The sequence below is a fragment of the Streptomyces hokutonensis genome, assembly GCF_000376565.1.
GTDB lineage: Bacteria > Actinomycetota > Actinomycetes > Streptomycetales > Streptomycetaceae > Streptomyces > Streptomyces hokutonensis.
Map to the genome: position 1 here is coordinate 165184 of NZ_BARG01000030.1, position 25156 is coordinate 190339.

The window sequence follows — 25156 nt, forward strand, 5'->3', positions numbered from 1 at the left end:
GGTGCCGTGCAGGCGGTCAGCCGTCAGCGAAGTCGGCTGCGCCAGTGGCGTCGCGGTTCGGCCCGACAACCATGTCACCTGGTGCAGCACGGACGCCGCCCGCTCTGCCCGCTGACGAGACGCCGCAGACCATGCAGCTGCAGACCATACAAACGTTTCTGGAAGGAGGACCGTGGTCATGACGACTCATGCGATCAGGATGGATCTGGAGGCACTGGCGGCCGTTGAACGTCGGGTGCTGTGGCTGTCCACGGCCATCATCGACCACGCCAACCGGGTCCGTCCGAACCCCACCGGGCTGAAGGTGGGCGGGCACCAGGCGTCCAGTGCCTCGATGACGTCGATCATGACGGCGCTGTGGTTCCACGAGCTGGCCGCTGAGGACAGGGTGTCGGTGAAGCCGCATGCCTCGCCGGTGCTGCACGCGATCAACTACCTGCTGGGCGAGCTGGACGTGTCATATCTGCCCACGCTGCGGTCGTTCGGCGGGTTGCAGTCGTATCCGTCGCGGTCGAAGGACCCCGATCCGGTGGACTATTCGACAGGCTCGGTCGGCATCGGCGCCACGGCCCCGATTTGGGGCGGCATCGCCCGCCGGTATGTGGAGGACCACTTCGGCGGGGCCGGCTCAGGTCGGCAGTACTCGCTCCTCGGGGACGCCGAGCTGGACGAGGGCGCGATCTGGGAGGCCGTGCAGGATCCGATGGTTCCGTACCTGGGCGAGGTCGTGTGGATCGTCGACCTCAACCGGCAGTCTCTGGACCGGGTCGTGCCCGGGATGTCGGCGGAAAAGCTGCAGGGCATGTTCGCGGCGGCCGGCTGGCAGGTGCTCACGCTGAAGTACGGGCGGTTGCTGGAGGAGTTGTTCGCGCGGCCCGGCGGCGATGCGCTGCGCACCCGCATCGACGCCATGGGCAACCCGGAGTACCAGCGGCTGCTGCGGTGCAGCGCTGGTGAGCTGCGCGAAAGGCTGCCGGGGACCGGGTCCACGGCCGACCCGATCGCCAAACTGATCGCCGACCTGGACGACACCACGCTGCTGTCCGCGCTGCGCAACCTGGGCGGGCACGACCTGGAAGCGCTGCTCGGGGCATATGGGGCGATCGACGACTCCCGGCCGACAGTGGTCTTCGCCTATACGGTGAAGGGCTACGCGCTGCCGGTCGAGGGCCACCCGCAGAACCACTCCTCGCTGCTGTCAGGTGAGCAGATGGAGGAGCTGGCGAATCGGCTGGGGAGCAACCTGGACGACCCGTGGGCGGGCTTCCCCGCAGGGTCGACGGAGGCACAGCTGTGCGCGGCGGCGGCAGCGCGGCTACGACGCCCGATCATCCCGCATCACGCTTCGCCTGAAATCCCGTCGGACCTCGGGCGTCCGGCGCCAACGGGCAACGGCAACACGCAGCAGGCGCTGGGTCGTACGCTGCTGGATCTGACCCGCAGGGCGCCTGAGGCGGCCGGGCGGATCGTGACGGTCGCGCCCGACGTCAGTTCATCGACCAATCTGGGCGGTTGGCTGAACAAGGTCGGTGTGTGGTCCTACACCGAACACACAGATTGGTTCGCGGACGATGCCGAGACGATTCTGCACTGGCGGGAGAAGCCCACCGGGCAGCACGTGGAGCTGGGCATCGCGGAGACCAACCTGGTCGGTGTGCTGGGGGAGCTGGGAGCGACGTGGTCGAGGTGGGGGCAGCCACTGCTGCCCATCGGAGTGGTGTACGACCCGTTCGTCAACCGGGCCCTGGAACCCTGGTCGTTCGGGATCTACGCGGGCGGCCAGTCGATCCTTGTCGGTACGCCGTCCGGGGTCACGCTGGCGCCGGAGGGTGGCGCACACCAGTCGATCACCACGCCGTCCCTGGGTATCGAGCAGCCAGGATGTGTGTCCTACGAGCCGGCCTTCGCCCAGGACACAGAGTGGACCCTGCTCGCCGCGCTCGGCAACCTCGGCAAGGAGGGCGGTAGCTCGGCGTATCTGCGGCTGTCCACCCGATCCGTCGACCAGACCCTGGCAGCAGTGCCCACCGACGTGGCGGCCCGCGAGCGACGACGGCGTCAGGTGGTCGCGGGGGCTTACCCGCTGCGGCGTACGCAGAACCCGACGGTCACCATCGCCGCGATGGGCGCGATGATCCCCGAAGCTCTGGCAGCCGCCCATCGGCTCACCGCCCTCGGTCACAGCGCCGACGTCATCTGCGTCACCAGCCCAGATCTGCTGTTCCGGGCGGTCCAGGGGCGTCGCGGTCTGTCGGATGACCCGACATGGATCCTCGACCAGGTCTTGCCCGCGGACCGTGCAACGCCGCTGGTCACTCTCCTCGACGGCCATCCACACACCCTCGCTTTCCTGGCCACCGTCAACAGGGTGTCCCTCACCGCACTGGGCGTGACACATTTCGGCCAGTCCGGCGCCCTGGACGAGGTGTATCGCTACCACGGCATCGATACCGACAGCGTCGTCCAGGCTGCCCTCGACCTTGTCGACTGATCTCACACTGCCTGCCCTGGCCGCGTCGAGTTCCTCGCTGCCGAGTGGACAGGGGGCGACTCAGCCGACCCCGCGGGTGTCAACGGAGACTTGGATCTGGCTCTTCGGCACTTTCCGATGCTGTTGGTGATCTCCGATACGCATCTTCGCCAGCATGGGACAGCGGCAGCGCCGCACGCCGCGGGCGGGGACAGTCTCGGAGATCGTGGCATCGCGGGGCCGCTCGCGTCGTATAGCGGGCGGGCCGCGCCAGCCCAACTGCCCGTCCGCGTCGTCCCAGTAGTGCTGGACCCACGCATGCCGCAGCACGTGTACCTGCGGCGGATCACGAAGCCGTGCCGGACTTGCAGCACAAGGGCTGCCAGCTTCTCTACGGTTCTGGTCACCCACGGCGCAAGCTGCTCGTCGTCTGCGCGGCGAGCTCCTCCAGAGCCGTTCGCAGTAGGGCGTAGTTCGCGGCGCGTACAGGATTTTCGTGGGCGTTGATCGCCCATGGGCCAGGAGGCATTGCGCAGGCGGCGAATGCCGACGCGTCCCGCCACCTGCGGCCGCGGTCGCCGCGTCGAGGTCGTCGAGCAACTAGGTGGTAAGGCTGCCCAGTTGGGGACCGCCGCAGGTGCGGACCCGGTGGATCAAGTCGTCGAGCCGCGCGGGGTGCCGCTTGTTGAGAGGCGGCGATATGTCGCACCGCGGTGGACCGACGAGCCGTCCTGGGACACAGGACGGATCTGTGGGTGCGCGCGCAGCCAGTCGGTGATTAGCGCACCGCCGCGTGTGTCCCAGGCCCAACGGGTAGCCGGCTCTCCACGTCGACCATGATCGCGCCGTAACGGCGGGAGCGGTGCTCATCACGCAGCCAAGCAGGCTGGCCCAGCTCAGGCTCTGATGCAGCCGGTGCAGGAGCCGGGAGCCGGCCGTAGCTACAAGGACGGTGACCACGGCAATCACCGTCGCCTGCAGCCCTGCGCTGGTAGCGCACCGTGGGTCCGTCGACCTACTCGACGAACGTCGTCTTCACGCATCGCGGGTTCTCGCAGTACAGCCGACGCACCGACGGACCGATCCGCACCGGGCGGCCACCGACCGCCGCGTCCGCCGGCTGACCTGCCTAGCCATCTGCCGGTTCGCGGCTCCGCGTTCGATCATCTCGCGGGAGCTGCGGCGGAAGTAGCCGAAGTGCAGGCGGCCGGTCGCCGATGTGTCAGCCGACGGGGGGCATACGGAAGCCGCCGGGTGCGTCTGCGACCCGGCGGCTTCGAGGTGTTGCTGGCAGCCGCGGGTCAGCCGGCTACTCGTACGGCCAGCGCGTCGCCGATCTCCGAGGTGGAGCGGGCGGGCTTGCCGGCGCGCTCGCCGAGGTCGGCCGAGACGGCGTCCTCGATGCGGGCGGCCTCGGCCTCGTAGCCGAGGTGACGCAGCAGGAGCGCGACGGACAGGACCGTGGCGGTGGGGTCGGCCTTGCCCTGACCGGCGATGTCGGGCGCGGAGCCGTGGACCGGCTCGAACATCGACGGGAACTCGCGGGAGGGGTTGATGTTGCCGCTCGCCGCGACGCCGATGCCGCCGGAGACGGCCGCGGCGAGGTCGGTGATGATGTCGCCGAAGAGGTTGTCGGTGACGATCACGTCGAACCGGGCCGGGTCGGTGACCAGGTAGATGGTCGCCGCGTCGACGTGGATGTAGTCGGTGGTGACCTCGGGGAACTCCGTGGCCACCTGGTTGAAGATGTTCGTCCACAGGTGGCCCGCGAAGGACAGCACGTTGTTCTTGTGGACCAGCGTGAGCTTCTTGCGCGGACGGGCCTGGGCGCGGGCGAAGGCGTCACGCACGACACGCTCGACACCGAAGGCCGTGTTCACGGAGACCTCGGTGGCGACCTCGTGCGGGGTGCCCTTGCGGATGGTGCCGCCGTTGCCGGTGTACGGGCCCTCGGTGCCCTCGCGGACCACGACGAAGTCGATGGCGGGCTCGCCCTTGAGGGGCGTCTCGACACCCGGCAGCAGCTTGCTCGGCCGCAGGTTGACGTGGTGGTCGAAGAGGAAGCGGAGCTTCAGCAGGAAGCCGCGCTCCAGGACACCGGAGGGGACCGACGGGTCGCCGATGGCGCCGAGGAGGATCGCGTCGTGCTGCTTGAGCGCGTCCGCGTCGGCGTCGGTGAGGGTCTCACCGGTGGCGTGGTAGCGCCGGGCGCCGAAGTCGTACTCCTTCGTCTCCAGCTTCACATCCTGCGGAAGGACGGCGGAGAGGACCTTGAGACCTTCGGCCACGACCTCCTGGCCGATGCCGTCACCGGGGATCACTGCGAGATCGAGAATGCGAGACATGTACGGCACCCTACTCTCGTCATCCCAAAATATGACATACCTTGTCCATGATGCGGACAGCAGGGTTCGCGCATCGACCCGTCGCTCCAGGTTCACCTGTTGTAGGTGAGGCGGTTGATGCGGATGCCGTAGACGCCGATCGTCAGGCGTTTGGCAGGCAACAGTTCGATGTGGTCGACGGGTTGAGTGAGTGTTCTCCAGCCTCACGAGCCTGCACCATGTCGGTGATCCCGGTGGCGCTGCAGCGGATCTTGGCGTGGGTGCTGTTGTGTCGACGCTGCCACCCGAGTCGGCGCCTCTCGGAACGACCCCCCGGACAGGGCGGCCGGCGCTCTGGTGCACCCGGTCCGCTCAGCACTTCAGATTCGTCGTGGCGAGCGCGTCGACGATGCCGTGCGTACTGACGGCGGCCCGTGGATCACGAGACCGCCTTCGCACTGCTCGACTCGGCCCGCCCAGGACGCCGCCCGCCCGCTGCCCGCCGTCGATGTGTCGGTGACCGGCGACACGGACGCTCGATTGCCTTGACCTCCGCAGCGAGGCGGTTCGGCGCCCGGACCGCCAGGTTGCAGCGCGGAAACGCCTTCCCGAGACGCACCGACAGAGTCAGCTGTACCCGAGGCTTTCGCCGCCGACGATCGCCACCTCCTCACTGAGGCTGCTGCCACCGCTCGCGAGCGAGGCGGCGACCTTGAACCAGCGTCTGCCATGCCGCAGGTCGTCCTCCGTCTAGCTGCGGAGCCGGGTGTCGGCGAGGACGTCGTCCCAACCCGCCGCGTCCTCATGGGGATTGGTGGTCGCTGTGTCTGCGTCTGAGGTCCGGTAGAGGGTGAAACCGGTGGCGTCGTCGGGCTTGTTCCAGGCGATGACGGCCGTGTCCGCATCGCGCTTCGCCACGTACGGCAGTAGCGCGCCGTTGGCCATGTCGGGCACACGCAAGCCATGCGTGTGTGGATGCCTGAAGGGCGGTGAACAGGCTAGTGGTGGCGGCAGGTTGAGGACGCAGTGGCCTGCCGCGAGCCACGCTGTCCGCTGCCTGCGGGACGGTACTTCAAGTGCCTCGTCTTCTCGGGCGTGCTGCTCGGGTGAGGGCTGAGACGGCCGGCCATCGTCCGTCACCAACGTCGAGCCCTCACATACCTAGGGCGTATCCGTTCCCTGATGCGCGTCGGTGATCAGGCCGGTCGCGACCTCCAGGACCGCTCTCCGCTTCTCCTCGTCCGTGCCCGCTAGGTCGGAGAGGGCGAACATGCCGGCGTGCATCGTGAACACCGCGCTGACGCAGCGGACCTGGTCGACGAGGGCGGCGTCGGGGTCGAGGAGGATGTCGCGCAGCCCCAGCATGCGTGTGCGGAACATCTCGCCGATACGCAGTTCCTTCACCGTCGCCTGGTTCTCCTGCATGAAGCGGAAGAAGGGCGCGGCCTCGACCAGGGCGTCGTGGTAGCGGCGGAGGATCTCCTGCTTCGTCTCCAATGACTGCGGCTGCTGTCGGCCCCAATCGATCAGTTCGACGATCGGTCGAGTCAGATCCTCGTACACGCTGACGAGGATCTGTTCCTTGGTCTTGAAGTGGTAGTAGAGCGCCGCCTTCGTGACGTCCAGGCGCTCCGCGATCTCCCGCAGCGATGTCTTCTCGTAGCCCTGCTCGGCAAACAGCTCGAGGGCCACGTCCTGGATGCGCTGGCGCGTGTTGCCGCGTTGCTGCCGCTTGGTGTCGTCCATGGTGCCGACCATTCTCGCGCTCCTCGCGTCTCCTGCGAACTTACTTGCCGCCCGACTAGATAACTTACTTGACGCCCGGCTAGTTCCGGGGCTACCTTCCAAGTGTAGCCAACTTGCCGGGCGGCAAGTAAGTAGCTCGTGGAGACTGATTCGGCAGGAACGTGGCTGGTCAGGGCCGCAGTCCTGGGAAAGAGGGAACAATGGCGGACACGCTAACCGTCGACACCGTCGACGGCGCCGGGACGGCGAAACAGCCCAGGAGCACTCGGCTCGTGCTCTTCGCGCTCATGATCGCGATGATGCTCGCGATGCTCGACAACATGATCATCGGTACTGCCATGCCGACGATCGTGGGTGAGCTGGGCGGCACCGAGCACCTGTCATGGGTGGTGACGGCGTACACGCTGGCCACTGCGGCGGCCACCCCGATCTGGGGCAAGCTCGGTGACATGTACGGCCGCAAGGGCGTCTTCATGTCGTCGATCGTGATCTTCCTGATCGGCTCCGCGCTGAGCGGCATGGCGCAGAACATGGGGGAGCTGATCGGGTTCCGGGCCGTGCAGGGCCTCGGTGCCGGTGGTCTGATGGTCGGCGTCATGGCGATCATCGGTGACCTGATTCCGCCGCGGGAGCGCGGCCGGTACCAGGGCATGATGGCCGGTGTCATGGCGCTGGCGATGATCGGCGGACCGCTGGTCGGCGGCACCATCACCGACAACTGGGGCTGGCGCTGGACGTTCTACATCAACCTGCCGCTCGGCGTCGTCGCGCTGGGGCTGATCGCCGTCGTGCTGCAGCTGCCGAAGAAGCGGGCCAAGGCTGGGATCGACTACCTCGGTGTCGTGCTGCTGACCGTCGGTATCACCGCGATCGTGCTCGTCACCACCTGGGGCGGCACGGAGTACGCCTGGACGTCCGCGCGGATCATGGAGCTGATCGCCGTCGGCGTCGCCTCGCTGATCGGGTTCGTGTTCTGGCAGACCAAGGCCGCGGAGCCCGTGCTGCCGCTGCACATCTTCCGCAGCCGCAACTTCACGCTGATGGCGATCATCGGCTTCATCACCGGTTTCGTGATGTTCGGGGCCACGCTCTACCTGCCGCTCTACCAGCAGTCCGTCCAGGGCGCCTCCGCGACCAACTCCGGGCTACTGCTCCTGCCGATGCTCCTCGCGATGCTGGTGACCTCGATGCTGGCCGGGCGCATCACGACGAACACCGGCAAGTACAAGGTCTTCCCACTCGTCGGCAGCGTCCTGATGGTCGTCGGACTGTACCTGCTGTCCACGATGGACACCGGCACCTCACGGGTCACCTCCGGTGTTTTCATGGCGATCGTCGGTCTCGGCATGGGCTGCCTGATGCAGGTCACCATGCTGGTCGCGCAGAACAGCGTCGAGATGAAGGACATGGGCGTCGCGTCCTCGTCCAGCACCCTCTTCCGTACGCTCGGCTCCTCCTTCGGTGTCGCGATCATGGGCGCGCTGTTCAACAACCGGGTCCAGGACGTCATGGCCGAGCGGGCCGGGTCGCTGGGATCCAAGGTGACCGAGCAGTCCGCGCAGCTGGACGCGGCGAGCCTGGCGAAGCTGCCGGAGGCGGCGCGGGAGGCGTACCAGCACGCGGTGTCCGCCGGCACGCACTCGGCGTTCCTGCTCGGGGCCGTGGTGGCCGTGGTCGCGCTGGTGGCGGCGGTGTTCGTGAAAGAGGTCGCGCTGCGGGGGACGGGGCCGGACGCTGAGGGTTCCTCGGCGCAGCCGCCGGTCGTCGAGCACGTCTGATCCTGATCCGCCACTGAACTGAAGGCCCCCGGATGGTGTCCGCCCCGGGGGTCTTCGTTGTGCGTGGGTGCCGCCGAGAGAGCGTGCCAGGGCTGTGGGGAAGGAGGCGTCCTTCTACGATCCGAAGGGCACCGACGCGGTCGGAGCTGGCCGCGGGGCAGGGCATCGGAACTTCAGTGGGCGCCTGCACGTGGGCCTGATGGTGATCAACGATGCTGAAGGCCCGATCGTCGATCCGCAGCGCTGGGTCTTCTGCACGGCCGACGACGGCCCGTTGACGGCGATCCGGTATGAGTTGTGTGGCACCTCGGACCGTGCTGAGCACCCGGATCGAAGGAGCAGCAGTCCGCAGCTCAGCCTGTCCTTCCCGGACACCCCGCCCTTGCTGCGGATGCTTAGCTGGTGTTCGGACTGGAGTTCACCGACATGGTCGGACTGCGATGGCGGCGGTTCGGTAACGCGCAGCCGCCCCGCCTCGTAGGCGACGAAGCCGACGTCAAGCCGCTGGTCGTTGACCCGAGCCACGAGGAGTCGGAACGTGCTGCGGCTTGCGGAGGGGAGCCGGCGGTCCCTGCCTGACGGGCGGTCGCAGGTGATCAGCGCCCCCGGCCGAACATGCGGCGGAGCAGCGACGTTGAGTCGTCACGCGGGCGAGGCACGTTCGGGGTGGGGCGCGAGGGCACCGCTGGGGTAGTGGGGAGCGAGGCGGAGGCAGAGGGGCGGGGGACGCCTCGCTCTGCGGCGAGTTGGGCCGCGGCGACACCGGGCCGGTCAGCTGCGGCGGGCGGTCGCTTCAGGGTGATGCCCGCGTCCGTGAGGATGCTCAGGTCCAGCTGCCATGTGACGGCGGAGCGGCGCCGCCACTGCGTGAACGCGGCGTCGATGTGGCGGCGGGCGGACACGCCGTCCATCTTCGTCACCTTGACCAGGTGGGCGAAGGCCTTCGACTCCAAGCCGCGGACCTGAGCGTATCCGTAGTGGGTGACGGTGTGGCAGTCCGTGCACAGGCAGATCAGCCGCTTCAGGCGCTGGATCCGGGCCGCGTCGTCGTACACCCACCGCTCATGCGCCTCCAGCCACCGCTGGGCGGTGCGGTCTTCGGTGGCGCCGCATGCCTCGCACCGCCTCCCGGCCCGGCTAGTGATCATCCGCCGAAGCCGCTCCCAGTCCCTCGGCGTCACGCAAGACCGCACATTGGTGAACCAGCAGCTGGAGGGCACCAGGTCAACAAACAAGCCCTGCCCCAGCGTGCGGTCTTCGCCGGGCAGCAAGTCCGGCACGTCCGGAGCGGCAGCCCACGCGTCGAGCGCCGCCATACCCCGGCGGGGCGCGTACCAGCGTTTGGCGGCCGGATCCCACCGGGCTCCAGCCGCCTTCGCCTGGTCCTTCTCCGCGTACGGGACATCCAGCCAGATCCGGTCGACCACCAGTGCTCCCCTCCGAAGTGATACGAGGCCTACCCGCGCCCGTCGTCGACGACGCTACCGGCACCCCGGACTCTCTCAGGCGGACACGTGGCCGGATCGCGTACCTTGCCGTCCCCGGCCCAAGTAGACGTAGATTGACGCGACTTGATCGTCAAGAGGGGGACATGTGGACGACCGGGACCTTCGGACCCTGTTCAGTTCGAACGACCGGAGCATCTCCGCGAGCGAGGCGTTCACGAACCGCCAGGCGCAGTGGCAGACGGTCACAGAATGCCTGGCGGAGCACCTGAGCCGGGTCAGCGCGCCGGGTTTCGACGCGGAGGACTTGGAAAGCCCCCGCCGCAACGTCCTCGTGTTCCATGGAGTCGGCGGGATCGGGAAGTCGACGCTCTCGCGCAAGATCGAGGCCGTCCTGGCGCGAGGGGACGACCGGCCGCCGCAGTGGGCGCCGCCGGCGTACCTGCACCGGCACCGCGTGATCCCGGTGCGCATCGACCTCGCCCGCTCGGCGAACACCGACTTCGAGCGTGTCATCCTCTCCGTCCGGCTCGCGCTCACCGTCATGGGGCGACCGATGCCCGCCTTCGATCTCGCCCTGCGCCGCTACTGGGAGCACAACCACCCCGGCGAGCCGATCGAGGAACACCTGCGCCGCGGCGGACTCCTCGGCCGGTTCAGCGCCGCGGCCGCGCTGCCGCAGCACATGCAGTCCGTGCTCAGCGACGTCGCCCAGGCCCTCCTGCTGCCCGGCACGGTCGGCAGCGCTATGGGGCACGGCACCGGCGCCCTAGTCAGGGCGCTGCGCGAGCGGCGGCAGGCCGTACGCGCCCTCGCCGGCTGCACGCGCCTCGCCGACCTCCTCGAAGCCGAGCCCGGTCCGGACGCCCTCAGCTTCTACCCGCACCTCCTCGCCTGGGACCTCGCACAACTCCCGACGGCTAAGCGGACGTTGCCCGTGGTCCTGCTCGACACGTTCGAGGACATCGGTGACCGCACACACCGCGACGTAGAACGGCTGCTCCAGCGGCTCGTCTGGCTCATGCCGAACGCGTTCTTCATCGTCACCGGACGCAACCGGCTGCAGTGGGGCGACGAAGCGCTCGCCGGCCAACTCGACTGGGCCGGGCCGGGAGCCTGGCCTGGCCTGCAACCGCCCGTCGCCTCACAGGCCCGCACAAGCATCAACGTGACTGAACCGGCGTCCCGCCAGATCCTGATCGGCGACTTCTCTCCCGAAGACTGCGAGGACTACCTCGCCCGTCGCCTCGTGAAGGACCGACAGCCGTTGATCGACATGCCGATACGCCGGGTCATCGCCGAACGCTCCCACGGCCTGCCGCTGTACCTGGACCTAGCGGTCATGCGCTACCTCGAACTGCGCCGGGGCGGCGCACAGCCCCAACTCGCCGACTTCGACCACGACTTCCCGGCACTGATCACCCGCACCCTGAGCGACCTCACCCTCGACGAGCGGCATGTGCTGCGGTCGGTCAGCCTGTTCAACGCCTTCTCCGTCCCGCTCGCCGCCAAGGCCTCCGGCCTGGAGTACGACGCTCCCGTCCTCCGTCTGGTCGAGCGGCCCTTCGTGCGGGAGACCGTCAACGAGCGGTGGCCCTTCCACCTGCACGACGTCATACGCGCCGCCATCCGCAACGCATCCGACACCGGTGACGACCGCTGGTCGCAGCGGGACTGGCAGCGCGCCGCTCAGCGTGCTTTCACAGCTCTGGCCGACGAATGGCGCCACGGCCCGCGACGGGACCGCGCGCTGCTGCTCGGCTGCCTTCGACAAGGCCTTTGGCTCGCCCGCGAGTTCCAGCTGGAGCTCGATTGGCTCATCGACGCCGCCTTCCAGTACGTAGCCGACTCCATCTGGGAACCACTCGTCCTGCCGGATGCTGATGACGCCCTGGGAGTTGGCGCGGGCACGCCGGCCGCCGCCCTGGTGGACACGCTCAGCGCGGTCGCACGTCGCCAGCACGAGCACCGTGAACGTACGGTCAGTCGGCTGTCGGCGGTCCTCACGTCGGGACTGCTGCCCGACGAACTCGCGGATCTCGCCCTGTACTACCGCTCCAAGGCGCAACGCGATCTCGGTCTGACCGACGCCTCACGTGACGGCATGAGACACGTCGTCGCGGGTCAAGGGCGGTTGGCGCCGGCCGCGCGGCGCGGCCTGGCGCATCTGAGCCGCTTGGCCGGAGACTTCCCTGCCGCCCTGGAGGCCGCCGGGGAACTCGGATGGGAAGGACGGCACCACCGGGTCATGGGCGACGTGTGGTGGGTACAGGGCGATATCGACCGTGCGGTCGCGGCCTACCGGGCCGGACGCGACGAAGCGGAACAGCACGGGGTCGTGGGCGAGACAGCCGTAGCGCAGGCCCACCTCGCCTTCGCCGCGGCCCTGGCCGACCCTGCGCGCGCGGATGATGAACTCGACCTGGCCGAACGGATGCTGGAGTCCCTCAGCCTGCGCTCCAACGAGATCACCGCCCGCATCGCCGGTCTCGTACGCGATGCCGGACGGGGCGCTGACGTCCTCGATCGGGGTGCGGTGCTGCGTGCGGAGATCGATGTCTCGGGGATCGCCTACGCGGCCGCCAAACTCCAACTGGCCCTGTGCTTTCACCACGCGGTACTCGGCGATGACGCGGGGCTCCAGCTTGCGATCGATCAGTTGAGAGGGCTCACCCGCCGAGGCGGTTACGCGTACTACGTCGACATCGCGTACTTCATGGGCGACCTGCCGCTGCCCGTGGCCGCCCCTGGGCCGCGGTGGGTGGATGGACAGCGGAGGACGCGGCAACGGTGGAGAGGGCTGGTGACGGCACGCCGTCGACTGCTGGGGTTGCCGGCCTGAGCGCAGACGTCACCGACTTGAAGGGCGGCCGGGAGGTGTGGGCAACGCCGGGGCAGCGCTCATGCCCATCGCGAGTTGCGCTGGGCGACGGCGACCGGCAAGCCTCCCCGATCCCCATCTTCCTCCCCGAGCCGCGCGGCGTAGCGTGCGATGCGGTGACGCAGTTCGAGGCGGCCGCCGCGGTGGTTGGCCGGCGTGAAGAAAGCGGAGAGTTCGTCGATCAGCCGGGCGATGCCGGTAGGGCCGCTGCGCATTCTGTCCAGCAGTGGGCACAGGTGATAGTCGGCCTGGGTGGCTTCGGTCCATGCCAGCACGGTGCCGAGAGTTGTGCCGTACTGGGCGGTGAACCGGTCCGCCTGCCGCACGTCGGAGCAGAGCGCGGTCCAGTCCTCGTCTGGCATCTGCCATTCAGCCAGGGCGCGGCGGCGCCGGGCGTAGTTGATGCGCTCGGGAAGGACGTCTAGGTGGTGGGCGAGCGCTTCGGTGACGTCCTCGAAGCGTGTCCATAAACCGCTGTCGCCGAACTGGTGGCGGAGCTTGACGAGTGCGCTGTGGGCTTGACCGACAGGGATGTCGAGGGCTTCGGCACAGTTCCGCCATGATCCACCGGCAGCCATTTCGGCGAGTTTCAGGGAGGCCGCGCGCCGCAGGTGGCGCACCGTGTACAGGTTGGCCAGGGGAACGTGGGCGGCGAAGTCGCCGAAGTACTTGTCGTACCAGGACGTCGGGAGATGGGAGGGTACCTCTTCGACGGTGAAGCGGCAGGCGCGAGAGGGAACCCGCAGGGTGGCGTACTCCAGGGGGCCGGCGGCGTAGAAGCCGTGCACGCGGCGGGCCATGGCCCGCGCCAGGCCTGGTGAGAAGTCCGGCCGGCTGAAGAAGGACCGGCACGCGCTCGCGGGTGCGTTCTCGAAGGCGAACTGCGCCAGGGGGCGGACGCGTTCCCGCAATGCGGCCTCGTCGGGAGCCTCGTCCAACAGGGCCTTCGCGCTCAGGAGCAGCGCCCCGCATTGAGCACTGTCCTGCGGTGCGGACCACAGGAGCCGGAGCTGAGCGTTGCGCCGGGCGGGCGCCTTGAGGAGGTGCGCGTGAATGGGGGCCGCGTACTCGTCGATGAGCGAAGCGAGCCCGTCCGATGGGGCGAGATTTCTCCCAGCGGGCCAGCTCAGGGTGAGTAACTGGGCGATGGGGATGAGCTCTTGGATGGTCCAGCCACGAGGTTGCTCCTCATCCACGGAAGCTGCTGCGGGGAACAGGAGCTGATCGAGCTGGCGCTGCAGCTCGATGAGGTGCGCGTGGTCCGCAGGGGAAACCTGCGTCTGCACGTCGTGGTCGGTCGGCTGGTCGAGGCGCGCGCCGCAGAGGCGTACGCGAGAGACGCGATCGCCCGATCCGGGGACAGTGTTGCGGCACTGGACAGGATGCAGGCGAACACTGTTCGAGGGCTGGGTGATCAATGTGGCGCGGCCCGCGTAGGACTGGTTGATCGGCTTGCGGCAGGAGGGGCACCGTACGTCTAGGAGCCGTTGGTGCTGCGAGCAAGCGAAGACGACCGGCAGGTGCCAGCGCAGACTCCACGCGCCGCCGTACGCGACTTGGACCGCACTGCTGTCGCCGACGAGACAGTCGGGGCAGTAGCGGCTGGAGAAGTTCACGCTCCAGGACGCCGAATAGAAGTGGCTGACGCTGCCGAAGTATCCCTTCCGACCCGTCTGAGGGGATTCAGCTCCTCGCTTCACCCGTAGCGCCGGATAGGTCCTCGCGTACCGCATCAGCGCGAGGCCTCGTACTTCGGCTTCCGACAGGCCACTCTCCTGCGCGAACGCGGTGGCCGTGTCTGCGGGCAGTTCGAGCAGGTGGTCGGCGACGAGGCGACGCTGGCGACCGTCGCTGATCCCGCACAGCTCGGCGATGCGCCCTGGGGAGCGGCCGAGCCGGTAGGCGAGCCGGAGGAGATACCCCGGCAGGGACTCCTCCGGCAGCGGGTCCATGGAGCGGGCCAGCACACGACGCCGTACCTCGCTCATCCGGCGTCTTTCTGGGCCGGGCCGTCGTCGTCGAACACGGTGTTGCGGCCTTGGGAGTTCTTCTTCTGCGTCGGCTCGTGGGGCGGGATGTGGGGCTGTTCGCCTGACCCGGCGTCGAGGTCGGGCATGTCGTCCGGGGTGACCGTGAACTGGTTGAGCAGCCCCTTGGTCAGGCGCTCGCTCTTGTCCTCCATGGCGCGGCGGCAGCCGTGCTGGATGAGCTTCTCCAGGATGCCGACGACGCCCTTGGTGCGGTTGAACAGGTACTCGGGCATGTCGCCCTCGGTGAGCATGCCGGTGGTGTCGCTCAGCAGGCGCAACTCGCCCTCCAAGCGGCGGAGATGGACCATCCAGGCCTCCATCTGCGCTGGTGTCTTGTACCTGAACGGGTCGAGGTCGACGACCTGGAAGCGGCGTTCGTGCTGGCTTGCGGCGTGGGCGTTGGGGCTGCGGCCGGCGTCCTTGACCGGCTCGTAGATCCACTCCTGGGTCTTGGGGTCGCGGCGGCCTTCGCGCAGCAGGCCCGAGGTGGGGATGCCGACGCCGACGAGGATGAGGGTGACGGGCATGCTCATCATTTCGCGGATCAGGTCGAGGACGTCCTGGTCGGCTTCGCGATGCAGCTTGAGGCGGGTGATGTCGTCGATCACGAGGGCCTTCGTGGCGTGCTCGACGACTGCGGTCTTGACGGTGCGCACGAGGTCTTCCAGTCGCATGCCCTTGTAGTCCTCGCCGTAGAAGTCGAGGATGCGCTGGCAGGTGGAGATGGGGGTGGCCTTGACGGGGCAGCGTACGTAGGCGACGGGGGCGACCAGGTCGCGGGTGCCGGGCATGGCGTCGGGGTTCGCGTAGTTGTTCAGGGCCAGCCACTCTTCCTGGAAGATGGCCAGGGCCTCGCAGATGGTCTCGGTCTTGCCCTGGGCGCCGTCGCCGTTGACCATGATGCCGCCGCGGGTTCCGGCCTTGTGGCTGAAGGCGCCGTCCTCGACGCGGGCGAGGACGGCGTGGGCGACGCGTTCGCTCATGGGGGTGGCCTGGATCGGCAGGGAGCTGTGCGTCGCGAGGCGATGCAGATCGTGGATGCGTTTCTGGCGCTTCGTGAGGCGTTTGTACTGCTCAGCGGTGAGGATCGGCGCAGGGACGAAGGCGTCGCGGGTCTCGCACCATCGGTTCCAGCCTTCGAAGGTGGTGCGGTCCACCGCCGGGCCGGGAAGGAACGACAGCGGGTTCTGCTTCGAGGTCACTGACTGGCCTCTTCCTCGGCCTCGCCGGCCGTGATGGTGGAGTCGTCATCGTCAAAGTCGTCGTCCAGCAGCGCCATCAAGCTCGACGAGCGCAGCCGTTCGGACAGATCGGGGGACGTGGGCAGCTCGTCGGGGACCGCTGCCTCGCGACGGCGCCGACGTTCGCTGTTCACCGCGTCGTGTACTTGCTGAGCGCGGTCCTTCGGGCGCAGGGGGACGACCTTGCTGTCAGAGAAACCTGCCCGCGCAGAGGGAACGGGGGCGGGTTGCGGCGACTTCCTCTCGGTCGCGTCTGCGGGGCGGTCGGCGGCCGCCGCGGCCCGCTGGGCGACTTCGCGCGCGTGCTCGGTGCGCTTCCTCTTGGAGAGCTGTGTCGGCCACTTCTCGACCGGGATGTTGCCACCGATCAACTCCAGGAGCACCGGGAGGAGTTCGGTGTCCGACTTCGGGGCAAGGCCTGTCTTGCGTAGTTCTCGCATGGCTTCACGGACGCGGGCGTCGCTGAACGCGGGAACCTCGCCTTCTTCGGGCAGTCCGGTCCAGCGCAGTGTGTGCCAGTCGTGCGTATTGGGGTCCTGGAAGAAGACGAAGCATGGGTCACGTGGGTCGCGGTGGACGACGTATTTGTTCTTGTCCGTCCCGCCGCGGTGGGAGAGCTTGCCGCGGTAGGGATCCAGGGCGGGGCCGTCGTACCAGAGGTTCTTGACCTTCACCCCGCGCCTGCCGTGGATCATGAGCTTGTGCCGCGGCAGGAGCTGATAGTACAGCTCGGCGGGCGGAATCCGAAGGGCGAAGCCGCCCTGGGACATGGCCGCCGTGAACAGGCTGTTGGGGCTGTGATCGCCACGCGGGTCCCAGCTCGGGGCGTACGAGCCGAAGCGCCGGTTCTGCCAGGTCTCGACAACCCAGGTGGCGATAACGTGTTCCATCTCCGTCACGGTCAGGCAGGCGTCGGCCTCAGGGTCCACGCCCCGGTCGGCGACGTCCGTGCCCTGGTAGCCGAGCAGGAGGGCGAACAGCAGCGACCTGATGGCGCCGAACGTCCGCTCCACGGAGTGCTTGTCGGTCGGACGCAGAACGCGGCTGGGCTTGATGTTCGCCTTGATGACCCGCTGCACCTCGACGAGGTGGTGGTTGCGGTAGACGGAGCCGTGGTCGGTGGTGACCGTCTCGGGAGGGAAGAACGGCAGCCCGGCGACCTCGTACCCGGCGAACTCCGCGACCACCATGTTGGGGACGCCGGGGTAGGCCCACTCCACATTCTTGCCCCACTCCGGGCGCATCGGCAGCGGCATCATCATGTCCCGCAGCACCATCGCGACGTCGATCGACTTGTCGGAGACAAGACTGAGCCGGAACGCCACGATCGAGCGGGTGTAGACGTCCAATGCCAGCGTCAGATGTACGGACACCGGGTCGCCGAACACGTTGTCCAGTACTTTCACCGGCAGCACCGTGCTGTCCAGGGCCACCACCTGGCCGGGGCGGTGCACCACGACGTGCCGTCCTGTCGCGTACTGCTGGGCCTTCGCCGCCGAGCGTGCGTAGCGCTGCCGCGCACCGTTGGAGCCGAACCACTCCTTCCAGATGGCCCGTAGGGTGTCGTAGTTGGGGATCTGCACGCGCGGCTTCTCAGCGGGTTCAGCATCTGTAGCTTTACCCTCCGTGCCTCCTGTTGCATCGCCGTCTTTGGGCTTGGTATCCGGGGCCTCGAAAACCTCGCGCACGTACTGGTGGATGAGACGCTGTTTGTCCCGCATGGTCAGCTTCGAGCGGCGAGTCGTCGACTCCGCGTACACCGCGAACAACGCCTCGCGCACTTCGGGGGTGATCGTGTGCCCGGTCGCCTCGCGCAGCCAGCGGTCGTCCGCGACGCCGATCGGGCCGTATTTCGCCCGCGCAGTGTCCCAGCGGATCAGCGTGCGCACACTCACCCGGTGCAGCCCGTTCGCTTTCGCTTGGGCGGGAGCTTCGGCCGCGGTCTTGCGAAGTTCGTTCTCCTTGGCGTGGCGGCGATCGGTCAGCGTCGTGGTGTCCGGGTTGTACTGCGGTCGTGGTTCATGCGGCAACGCGTCACACGGATCGCCGCTGCGAAACCCCGTTTCGGCCTCCCGCAAGTGCTCCATACGGAGCATGACGATCTCGCGCTGATGCTCCGTAAGGTCGTCCATCGACTTGGGCTGACGGCCCCGGTCCGCGGCGGGCAGGTCCGTGCGGGTTCGCGTGGAGGGGCGACAGTCCGGGCGATGCATCAGTTCGCTGATCGAGGTCTTCCACGTCTCGCCATCCTCGTCGACGAGCGTGACCCGGCCGAGGTGCGGCAGGCAGGACTGGATCCGCCACGCGCTGCCGTTGATGATCAGCTCGGCGCCGGTCGACAGATTCCACATGGGATCGAGGGAAGTGCTCACTGCGGCAGCTGCCGGTGATGCTGCTGAGGAGCGAGCCGCACCAGGCTCGCGTCCCCGAACGGCCCGGAGAGATCCACGCCGAGGTGACGGTGCCACAGCAGGTGGATCGCATGGGCCCGGGCGATCGCCGGGATGCGGCAGCGCTGCGCCAACTCGCCGAACGGCAAGGGGCCTTGTGCCGCCACTTCCTGTAATTGCTCTTGGATTCCCAGCACATCCGGCAGCGGACGCCGCTCTGCGGAGAGCGCGTCCACGTTTGTCCATACGTGCTGGCGCCAGCCCACCACGACGCCGTACTGCCAGCCCGCCGACAATGCCGCCTCCGCCGCCGCGGCGAACTTCAGCGCGTCTTCCCGCTTGATCCGGCCGTCCGGACGTACGTCGATCAGGACGAGCCCAGACTCCGTCACGAGCAGGAAGTCCGGGGTGTGCCGGATCACCTTGCCGCCGGAGAAGAACCGCAGCAGGAAGGGCTGGCACAGGGCCTCAATCAGGCCGGCGGCGAAGTCGGCCACCAGCAGCAGCCGCTCCTCCTCATGGCTCTCGAAACCGTGGTGCCGGTCCGTCGCCATCAGGTACTCGAGACCCGGGCGGTGGAACTGGTCCGTGCGCCAGGTGAAACGGCGTACTGGAACGCTCCGCCGGAGATCCACCTTGTCCAGGTCACGCACCGGGCTGGTGACCGGAGTCTGGCCGAACTTCCACATCGTGCTCCAGCGCTCGGGCCACGCCCCATCCAGGTCCAATGCTTGTGCGTAGTCCGTGAAACCGGAATCCAGCACGGCGAGGTCTTCCAGGGCGCACACGTCCGACCACGTGCCCCCATGGGACGGTGTCGATCCGGTGCGCCAGCCCTGCCCCAAAGCTGTCGAATTCATCCGAGAGTGCCTGCCTCCGCACCGTGATGGGTAAGCCCAAAAGCGCATTGACCGTACGGCGCTCAGCCCGCCCCGAGTGGCCGCCCGTTCGCAACTCACGCGTACGAGTGAAAATCTGACCGTTTCCCTGTTGCCACAGACGGCCGGCTGATTCGTTACGCGGAGTTCCAGATGGCCACTGTGGTTACGGCGCACGGATTCCGTCGATCTCAAGTTCCCAAGGGGGGCTCCCATAGTGGCGTCGGTGTCGGGCATGGCGGCAGGAGGAATGGTGTGGTCACTGATCGACTTGCGCGCAGCCTGACACCGCTGCCTGAGGAGTCCTTGCCCGGATTCGTGCTGCGTCTGGCGTACCGTCTGGAGCGGTCCCCTCTGCGGATCGGCGAACTATGCGGTCTTGTCGACCAGGGGCGGCTCAACAGTCTGTACCTCAGGGCTATTCCGGACGATGTCCTGGCCGTCTTCGCCTCGGTGACACACCTGGCGCATGAGGAGGCTGAGCGGCTCACTTTGCGCCGTTTTAAGCGGGTTTACCGCCCTCTGGCTAGGGTGCGCACGAACACGGCGCGCATCGGAGCCAGTGCATCCACTAATTGGGCCGTGAACCAGTCGAGCCGCTACTGTCCCGACTGCCTGCGGGGTAACGGCAGTCAGCAGGAGAGCCTCTATGGAGGCGCATGGCGGTTGCAATGGCACCTGCCGATCGTCTTCGCTTGCCTGCCCCACCGTCGCCTCCTGGAATACCTCTGCCCGGATTGCGGGCTTCCCGTGAACGGTCCAACCAGTGGGCGTCGCGACCTGGTGAAGAACGCCGGGATGCCCGGACAACATCCCGCCGAATGCCGCAACAGGCCCGGAGCGGAACGCAGCCACACGGTTCATTGGAGGGGAATTCCACCGTGCCCCGGCAGGCTCGATCAGCGAGGCGACGGGATGTGCGCTCGCCCAATACTGCAGACCGATGACCTTGAACGTCTCTTGTCATTGCAGCAGCGCATCTGGCGCCACTTGAATCCGGACCCGGCTGCGTCGAGCATGAGCGGTGCCGCGGAGTCGGATGCGACGTACTTTCCGGACCTCATTGCGATGACGCATCTGATCAAGATGACGTGGCCGCTGGGAGCTGAGCTCCTTCCCTCCTCCTGCCTTGTCGATCTCGTCGGCACCCACGCGGAACCCGCCGCAGCGCTCATCAGCGCAGATCGTAAGGAAAGGCGCAGCCTGAGTCTGGTCGGGACCAAGGCACCTCCGAGTGATCCGGACGTGTGTGGGGCCTTGCTCCTCGCGGCCGACACGCTGCTGGGCGATCGCCAACTTGCTTCTCTCCGCAGTCGCGTCAATCCGCTTGCGCGCGAGGCCTATCGACGCTCTCCCCCCTACGCCGGAAGTGTCCTGCGGAAGCAGGACATTTCAAACACATTGTCACGAGCGGTCGCCCGGCGCCTTCATGGCGTCCCGACTCTCGCCCGCCATCGTGAAATCCGCCCCTCACACCAATTTCGCGCGGAGGACATTCCCGCTTACGTGCCCCGCGTGTGGTTCCAGCGGCACTTCGCTGGAATCGTTGAGGCGTTGCCGAGGAGGGACTGGCAGACCGAGCGTTGTCTGCGGCGGGCCGCCTCACTGCGCCTCGCTGAACTCCTCACCGGGAAGCGCTGGATCGAGTGTGCGCCCCTACTCGGGATGCCCAATGGGAGTGCGCAAAGCACGCTCCTTCGGATTGGGCCCCGTCTGGACGCCGCAGGTCTGTGGCCGTCTTTTGAAGACGCTGCCGAGCGCGTCGCTCAGGATCTGAGTGGGGCGGTGTTCCGCGTGAACTTTGCTAACAGGCGTCGGTTAATGGCAAATTGGCGCATGCGAGCGAGCGATTGGAACGTCATGCGGGAGGGACTCCCTGGCCTTACTGAGCACGGGGCCCATGCGGATCCACGCCTCGCCTCGATCTGTGTCTGGAGTGAAGTCACGCAAGGTGAGCACATCTACAGTCCTACAGTGCTTGAACTGCGCAGCCTAGGCAGTACCAGCGAAGCCCGTCGGCTTGGCGGATGTGCCGGCAAATTCATGAACGTCGATCACGATGGCGCGACTTTGAGGCTGCGTCGGAGGCTCTACCTGTACGCGGACCGGCTGGCGCTTGCGTGTGATCTCGACCGAGAGCAGAGCATTCCGGTCGACGAGATCGTCCGAGAAGAGACGGAGTCCGAGACCGTGCCCCATGTCCGGCCGCTAGTCGAGGCTTACCAAGCCGAACTTGAGCTCTGGCGGCGCACTGTACGGGATGGGCGGCGTGGCCGCGCCGCCCGGAAGGCACTGCGCGCCCCAAGCGTTTGAGGCATGACGGCGTCCCGTCGGGGACATCGAAGGGCTCGCAGTGCCGGTACACCAGCTTTTGTTGTGTCTGCGGACGGCGAGAACGCCAAGAGTGAGAGCGGTGTTCCCGGAGGCGGGAGAGCATTGCTGCCGTCGGTAGGCGATTACCGCAGCGTATGCCGGTAGCCCTCGAGTCGGTTGATCAGGATCTCCCCGTCGGGGGTCAGGACGTGAGGCTCGTGCACTCCCATGTCGGCCAGGAGGTCGGAGACGAGTGCGCAGGCCACGACAACGGCCTCTCGCTGGTCGGTGACAATGGCGGAGAGATCGCCAGTGGTCTGCGCAGGAGCTGCTGGGAGCGGCGTCGCAGGGCCGTGGTGGAAGGTGTGCTCCGACGCGATCAGGTGCACGGGCTTGTCTCTGTTGTCGAAGCGGTGGAGTGCGGCGGACAGCATCAGGTCGCCGGCCGATCCGGTCTCCGCCGCCCAGGCTGCGGCAGCCTGTACCAGGGCCACGACGTCGAGTTCGAGTCCGCGCTGGAACAGCCGCTTGGGGCCGTCGTCGTTGGTGTGGTCGCTCTGGAGGTTGATGGGCACCGCCGCGTAGAAGCTGCCGTCCTGGTGGAGTTGGCCGGTCGGTACGCCCTCGAAGCGGACCTGGCGGCGGCCAACCAGCACGGGGCGGGCCGGTTGCACGTTGGTGGTCACACCTTCGCCGGCGAGCTTGACGAAGCGGTCGAACGCCGCGTCCCGATCCACTCGTGTGGTCACGGGATAGGCGCCGCGGACGGCCGGAACGGCGGCCATGCTGACCCAGCCCGGGTAGTAGGTCACCTTGGGGCTGCCGCCGTGGGCCGTGCTGGTCAAGTAGCCCGAGAGGTAGCCGAAGCCCGCGTCAGTGACCTGGTGGAGACGGTCGATGTCGTCGGAGGCGGCCTGGAAGCGGTCACGGTAGCGCTGGGCGATCTCGGACTCGGCAAGGGTGCGGGTCGTGGTGCCGTGCCGGACGTAGACACGGAAGTGGTAGTCGTTGCCTGGGGCTGCGACCGCGTGCGGGGCCTGGGTGCTCGCGGGCACGGTGAGGACCCAGTAGATCTTGCCCACCTTGCTCTCGGACTTCAGCGGTCGTACGCCGACGTTGGGTACGACGGGCTGGATCCAGTTCGCGAGCACGGAGCGGATCCATTCCTCGCCGTGGCCTTGGACCGGGTCGAAGGGGGCCAAGTCGTGGGCGTGGTCCTGATTGCCGTCGTCGACGCCGATGACGACCATGCCGCCGGCGGTGTTGGCCATGGCGGACACGTCCTTGGCGAGTTCCTTCTTGCCCGCGTCGGTGCCCTTATAGAAGTCCTTCTTCCAATCGAGGTCGACACTCTCGGGGATGTGGTTCTCGACCGCACGCTGCAGATCGGCCTCGGTGAGGTCGTCGGGGTGTCGCCCCAGGGCGGCAGTGAGCCGTGCGGGCAGGGCCATAGGAACTCCAATGTGTTCACGACATGCTGGCGATCGCCGGCCAGATCACGCTAAGCGGAATCACCGGGCCGTCACCACGCAATTCAGGTACTGCGCCCGCCATCCGTCATCGGGCTCGCCCAGGGCCAGTTGGACGCGGTGCGAGAGCTGCGCATGGAGTGGGCGTGACGCCCCGTCGGCTGGCCGTTGAACCAGTTGGACGCTCCAGCGCACGTAGAGACCCCGGCCGCAGATGCCCGGGGTCCGTGCCGTCTCGCCGCGCGGAGAAGGTCGCCTTCTCGCGGCGCGGGTCAGCGCCGTTCCCTGGTCTGTCCCCCGGTGGTCGCCCTGGTACGCGCGGGCCTGTCCTCGTTCCTCTTCTCCGTACCCACAAGAGCCGGGTTGGCGAGGGAGTCAGTGAGGCTGGGTGGGGGTGGTGGCGGAGGAGGCGGGGGCGGGTTTCCCTGGTTCTGTGTGTCTGTCATGGCCGTCAGTGTGCAGCACGAGACTGACAGTGGAGAGGCAGATCCCGGCGCCGACGGCGGCCAGAGCGACGGTCCAGCGTTTCGTCTTCCGCTGGTGCACTGCCTCGTTCTTCTCGAAGAAGCCCACCCTCGTTCCGGCGAGTGCCCCCAGAGTTGCGCCCTTTGTCGAGCGTGCGTAGGTGTCCAGGGTTTCCCGTGGCTTGAGATCCTCGTACTCGGCGAGGTTGAAGATCGCAATGCCGAAGCCGATGGCGACAGCGTACGCCAGGAAGGCCGCGGCGCCGGTGAACGGCTCGTAGCTCCGGGAAGCCAGGAACTGCGCGGCAGTAGCAGCGAATCCCACCAGAAAGATTGCCTTGGTGTCTACCTTCGCGCCCGACTCGGCCTGCCGCGCCAGACGCGCCGCGAGTTCGCTGTTGATCAGCTCCAGGGTCTGTTCCTGTTGCTGGAGTTCTTGCGGTGTCATCGCCGGGGGCGGGGCTGGTGTGGCTGCCATCTGCCGATGATGCCGCACGCCTCTGACAGCCCAGCAACAAGCCCAACCCTGGGCGTTGGCAGCTGAACGACGGAAGGCGGCGTCACAGGTGGAGCACCGGGCACCACCGCCGGAACCGCCGGAAAGATCGCTGACGCTGGCACCGAACTGTGCAGACGCACGAGCAGGGTTACATGCGCGGCGAGCCGGTGCGGCACACCAACGACCAACTGATTCGGAGAGAACGTTCTGGTACGCCTTGCGGCCTACGATGTCCCAAAGTGTCAACTAGCGTTCCTGGTCACACGGCTTGTGACGAGGGATTGTCACTCGACGTCGACTCCGTAAGCCCGAGCGAGGCCGTCGAGCCCATCAGCCCAGCCCTGGCCGAGAGCCCGGAGCTTCCACACGGGGTTGCCGTCGACACTGTGCCTGTAGAGCTCGGTGATGACCATCGCTCGGATGGAAGGATCGGCGGGAGGCCTGAACGTCCACGCGGTGCCGCTTACGCAATCCAGGTCCAGGGTTGCGTGAGTGAGGGACCCGCAGGTGAGTCCGGTGTCAACATCCATGTTGATGGCGACAGCGACGCGGTGTACCCGGTCGGGTAGCGCGGAAAGGTGGACGGTGGCGCGTTCCACCGTGTGTGATCCTTCCTGCTGTTTGCCGAGGAGGCGGGCGCCTCCGTCGGCGGCAGAGGGCTGGTTGTAGAAGACGAAGTCCTCGTCGCTGCAGACCCGGCCGTCGTTCCCGAGCAAGAACAGAGTGAGGTCTGCGTCTGCGCCGGCGAAGGTGAAGGAGACGCGAAGTCCTTGCCAGGCTTCCTCGGGGAGTACGAGCGTCTGGCCCGCGATGAGTACTGCGGACGCGGCCGGGGGAGCGACGGGGACGGGAGGTGGTGAGAGAGTCTGATGCTTCCACTCGGCGAACGCTCTGATCCGGTACGGATCGCCTACCCCGGCTCGGGGATCGGGAGGCGTGTTGGCGCCGAGGGCGATGTCCAAGTCCGCGAGGGACGGTTCACCAGAGCTGGAGTCGTCTTGGGCACCGTCCAGCAGGGCTTGTAGGCCGGCAATGCGCGTGGTGTCCAGTGGTTTGAGCGTGCTGGAGAGATTGCCGGAGGCGGTGGTGGTGACGGAACAGGCGGTGTCCTGGCCGATGTCGAGGAAACGTAGGGCGTCCTCGGGCGTCCGCCAAGGTGTTGACTCGATTGCCTGTCGTGTCCACCGGCCGTAAGCGACAAAGCCGAGTCGCTGTGTATCGGGAAGGC

The 25156-nt window shown here is 67.6% G+C and carries 16 protein-coding genes; 5 read left to right on the forward strand and 11 right to left on the reverse strand.

Annotated features, from left to right (window positions below):
- Window positions 1-178 precede the first annotated feature (178 nt).
- On the forward strand, window positions 179-2491 hold the full coding sequence (locus SSP08S_RS17430) for a thiamine pyrophosphate-binding protein (protein WP_026178576.1): 2313 nt from the start codon (window positions 179-181) through the stop codon (window positions 2489-2491).
- Window positions 2492-3771: 1280 nt separating this feature from the next.
- Here the strand turns inward: SSP08S_RS17430 and SSP08S_RS17445 are convergent.
- The 3 genes from SSP08S_RS17445 to SSP08S_RS17455 form a co-directional block, all read right to left on the reverse strand.
- Window positions 3772-4815 carry a 3-isopropylmalate dehydrogenase gene (locus tag SSP08S_RS17445; protein ID WP_026178578.1) on the reverse strand — a complete coding sequence of 348 codons (1044 nt, stop codon included), beginning with the start codon at window positions 4813-4815 and terminating at the stop codon, window positions 3772-3774.
- A 729-nt stretch (window positions 4816-5544) separates the two neighbouring features.
- Window positions 5545-5754 (reverse strand): hypothetical protein, encoded by a 210-nt coding sequence (locus SSP08S_RS17450; protein WP_158697175.1) that lies wholly within the window; start codon window positions 5752-5754, stop codon window positions 5545-5547.
- Window positions 5755-5955: 201 nt separating this feature from the next.
- Window positions 5956-6552 carry a TetR/AcrR family transcriptional regulator gene (locus tag SSP08S_RS17455; protein WP_019068898.1) on the reverse strand — a complete coding sequence of 199 codons (597 nt, stop codon included), beginning with the start codon at window positions 6550-6552 and terminating at the stop codon, window positions 5956-5958.
- A 188-nt stretch (window positions 6553-6740) separates the two neighbouring features.
- On the opposite strand from SSP08S_RS17455, the gene SSP08S_RS17460 reads away from it, so the two are divergent.
- A complete protein-coding gene (locus SSP08S_RS17460; protein ID WP_019068899.1) occupies window positions 6741-8318 on the forward strand; it encodes an MDR family MFS transporter in 1578 nt (525 codons plus the stop codon).
- A gap of 199 nt (window positions 8319-8517) precedes the next feature.
- Window positions 8518-8799: a hypothetical protein gene (locus SSP08S_RS61735; RefSeq protein WP_158697176.1), complete on the forward strand. Its 282-nt coding sequence runs from the start codon at window positions 8518-8520 to the stop codon at window positions 8797-8799.
- Window positions 8800-8914: 115 nt separating this feature from the next.
- Here the strand turns inward: SSP08S_RS61735 and SSP08S_RS17470 are convergent, their stop codons facing one another.
- On the reverse strand, window positions 8915-9745 hold the full coding sequence (locus SSP08S_RS17470; RefSeq protein ID WP_019068901.1) for a DUF5710 domain-containing protein: 831 nt from the start codon (window positions 9743-9745) through the stop codon (window positions 8915-8917).
- Between the two features lie 166 nt (window positions 9746-9911).
- Between SSP08S_RS17470 and SSP08S_RS17475 the strand changes: the two genes are divergently transcribed.
- Window positions 9912-12605 carry a hypothetical protein gene (locus tag SSP08S_RS17475; RefSeq protein WP_019068902.1) on the forward strand — a complete coding sequence of 898 codons (2694 nt, stop codon included), beginning with the start codon at window positions 9912-9914 and terminating at the stop codon, window positions 12603-12605.
- Window positions 12606-12664: 59 nt separating this feature from the next.
- Here the strand turns inward: SSP08S_RS17475 and SSP08S_RS17480 are convergent, their stop codons facing one another.
- From SSP08S_RS17480 to SSP08S_RS17495, 4 genes are read right to left on the reverse strand one after another with little or no spacing between them, the layout of a single operon-like run.
- Window positions 12665-14596: a TniQ family protein gene (locus SSP08S_RS17480; RefSeq protein WP_019068903.1), complete on the reverse strand. Its 1932-nt coding sequence runs from the start codon at window positions 14594-14596 to the stop codon at window positions 12665-12667.
- 32 nt (window positions 14597-14628) lie between these two features.
- Window positions 14629-15876, reverse strand: coding sequence for an AAA family ATPase (locus SSP08S_RS55455; protein WP_019068904.1), 1248 nt, complete (start codon window positions 15874-15876; stop codon window positions 14629-14631).
- Window positions 15873-18266 carry a transposase gene (locus SSP08S_RS17490; RefSeq protein WP_019068905.1) on the reverse strand — a complete coding sequence of 798 codons (2394 nt, stop codon included), beginning with the start codon at window positions 18264-18266 and terminating at the stop codon, window positions 15873-15875. The genes SSP08S_RS55455 and SSP08S_RS17490 overlap by 4 nt, the downstream gene beginning before the upstream one ends.
- A 17-nt stretch (window positions 18267-18283) precedes the next feature.
- On the reverse strand, window positions 18284-19093 hold the full coding sequence (locus SSP08S_RS17495; RefSeq protein WP_019068906.1) for a TnsA-like heteromeric transposase endonuclease subunit: 810 nt from the start codon (window positions 19091-19093) through the stop codon (window positions 18284-18286).
- Between the two features lie 345 nt (window positions 19094-19438).
- On the opposite strand from SSP08S_RS17495, the gene SSP08S_RS59330 reads away from it, so the two are divergent.
- Complete coding sequence (locus SSP08S_RS59330; protein WP_158697177.1) at window positions 19439-21496, forward strand: TniQ family protein; 2058 nt, start codon at window positions 19439-19441, stop codon at window positions 21494-21496.
- A gap of 143 nt (window positions 21497-21639) precedes the next feature.
- Here the strand turns inward: SSP08S_RS59330 and SSP08S_RS62845 are convergent, their stop codons facing one another.
- From SSP08S_RS62845 to SSP08S_RS17520, 3 genes are all read right to left on the reverse strand, one after another.
- Window positions 21640-22947 carry an AlbA family DNA-binding domain-containing protein gene (locus SSP08S_RS62845; protein ID WP_019068908.1) on the reverse strand — a complete coding sequence of 436 codons (1308 nt, stop codon included), beginning with the start codon at window positions 22945-22947 and terminating at the stop codon, window positions 21640-21642.
- A 393-nt stretch (window positions 22948-23340) separates the two neighbouring features.
- Window positions 23341-23907, reverse strand: coding sequence for a hypothetical protein (locus tag SSP08S_RS17515; protein WP_245607897.1), 567 nt, complete (start codon window positions 23905-23907; stop codon window positions 23341-23343).
- A 305-nt stretch (window positions 23908-24212) separates the two neighbouring features.
- On the reverse strand, window positions 24213-25156 hold a 944-nt coding region (locus SSP08S_RS17520; RefSeq protein WP_026178581.1), incomplete at its 5' end, for a TerD family protein.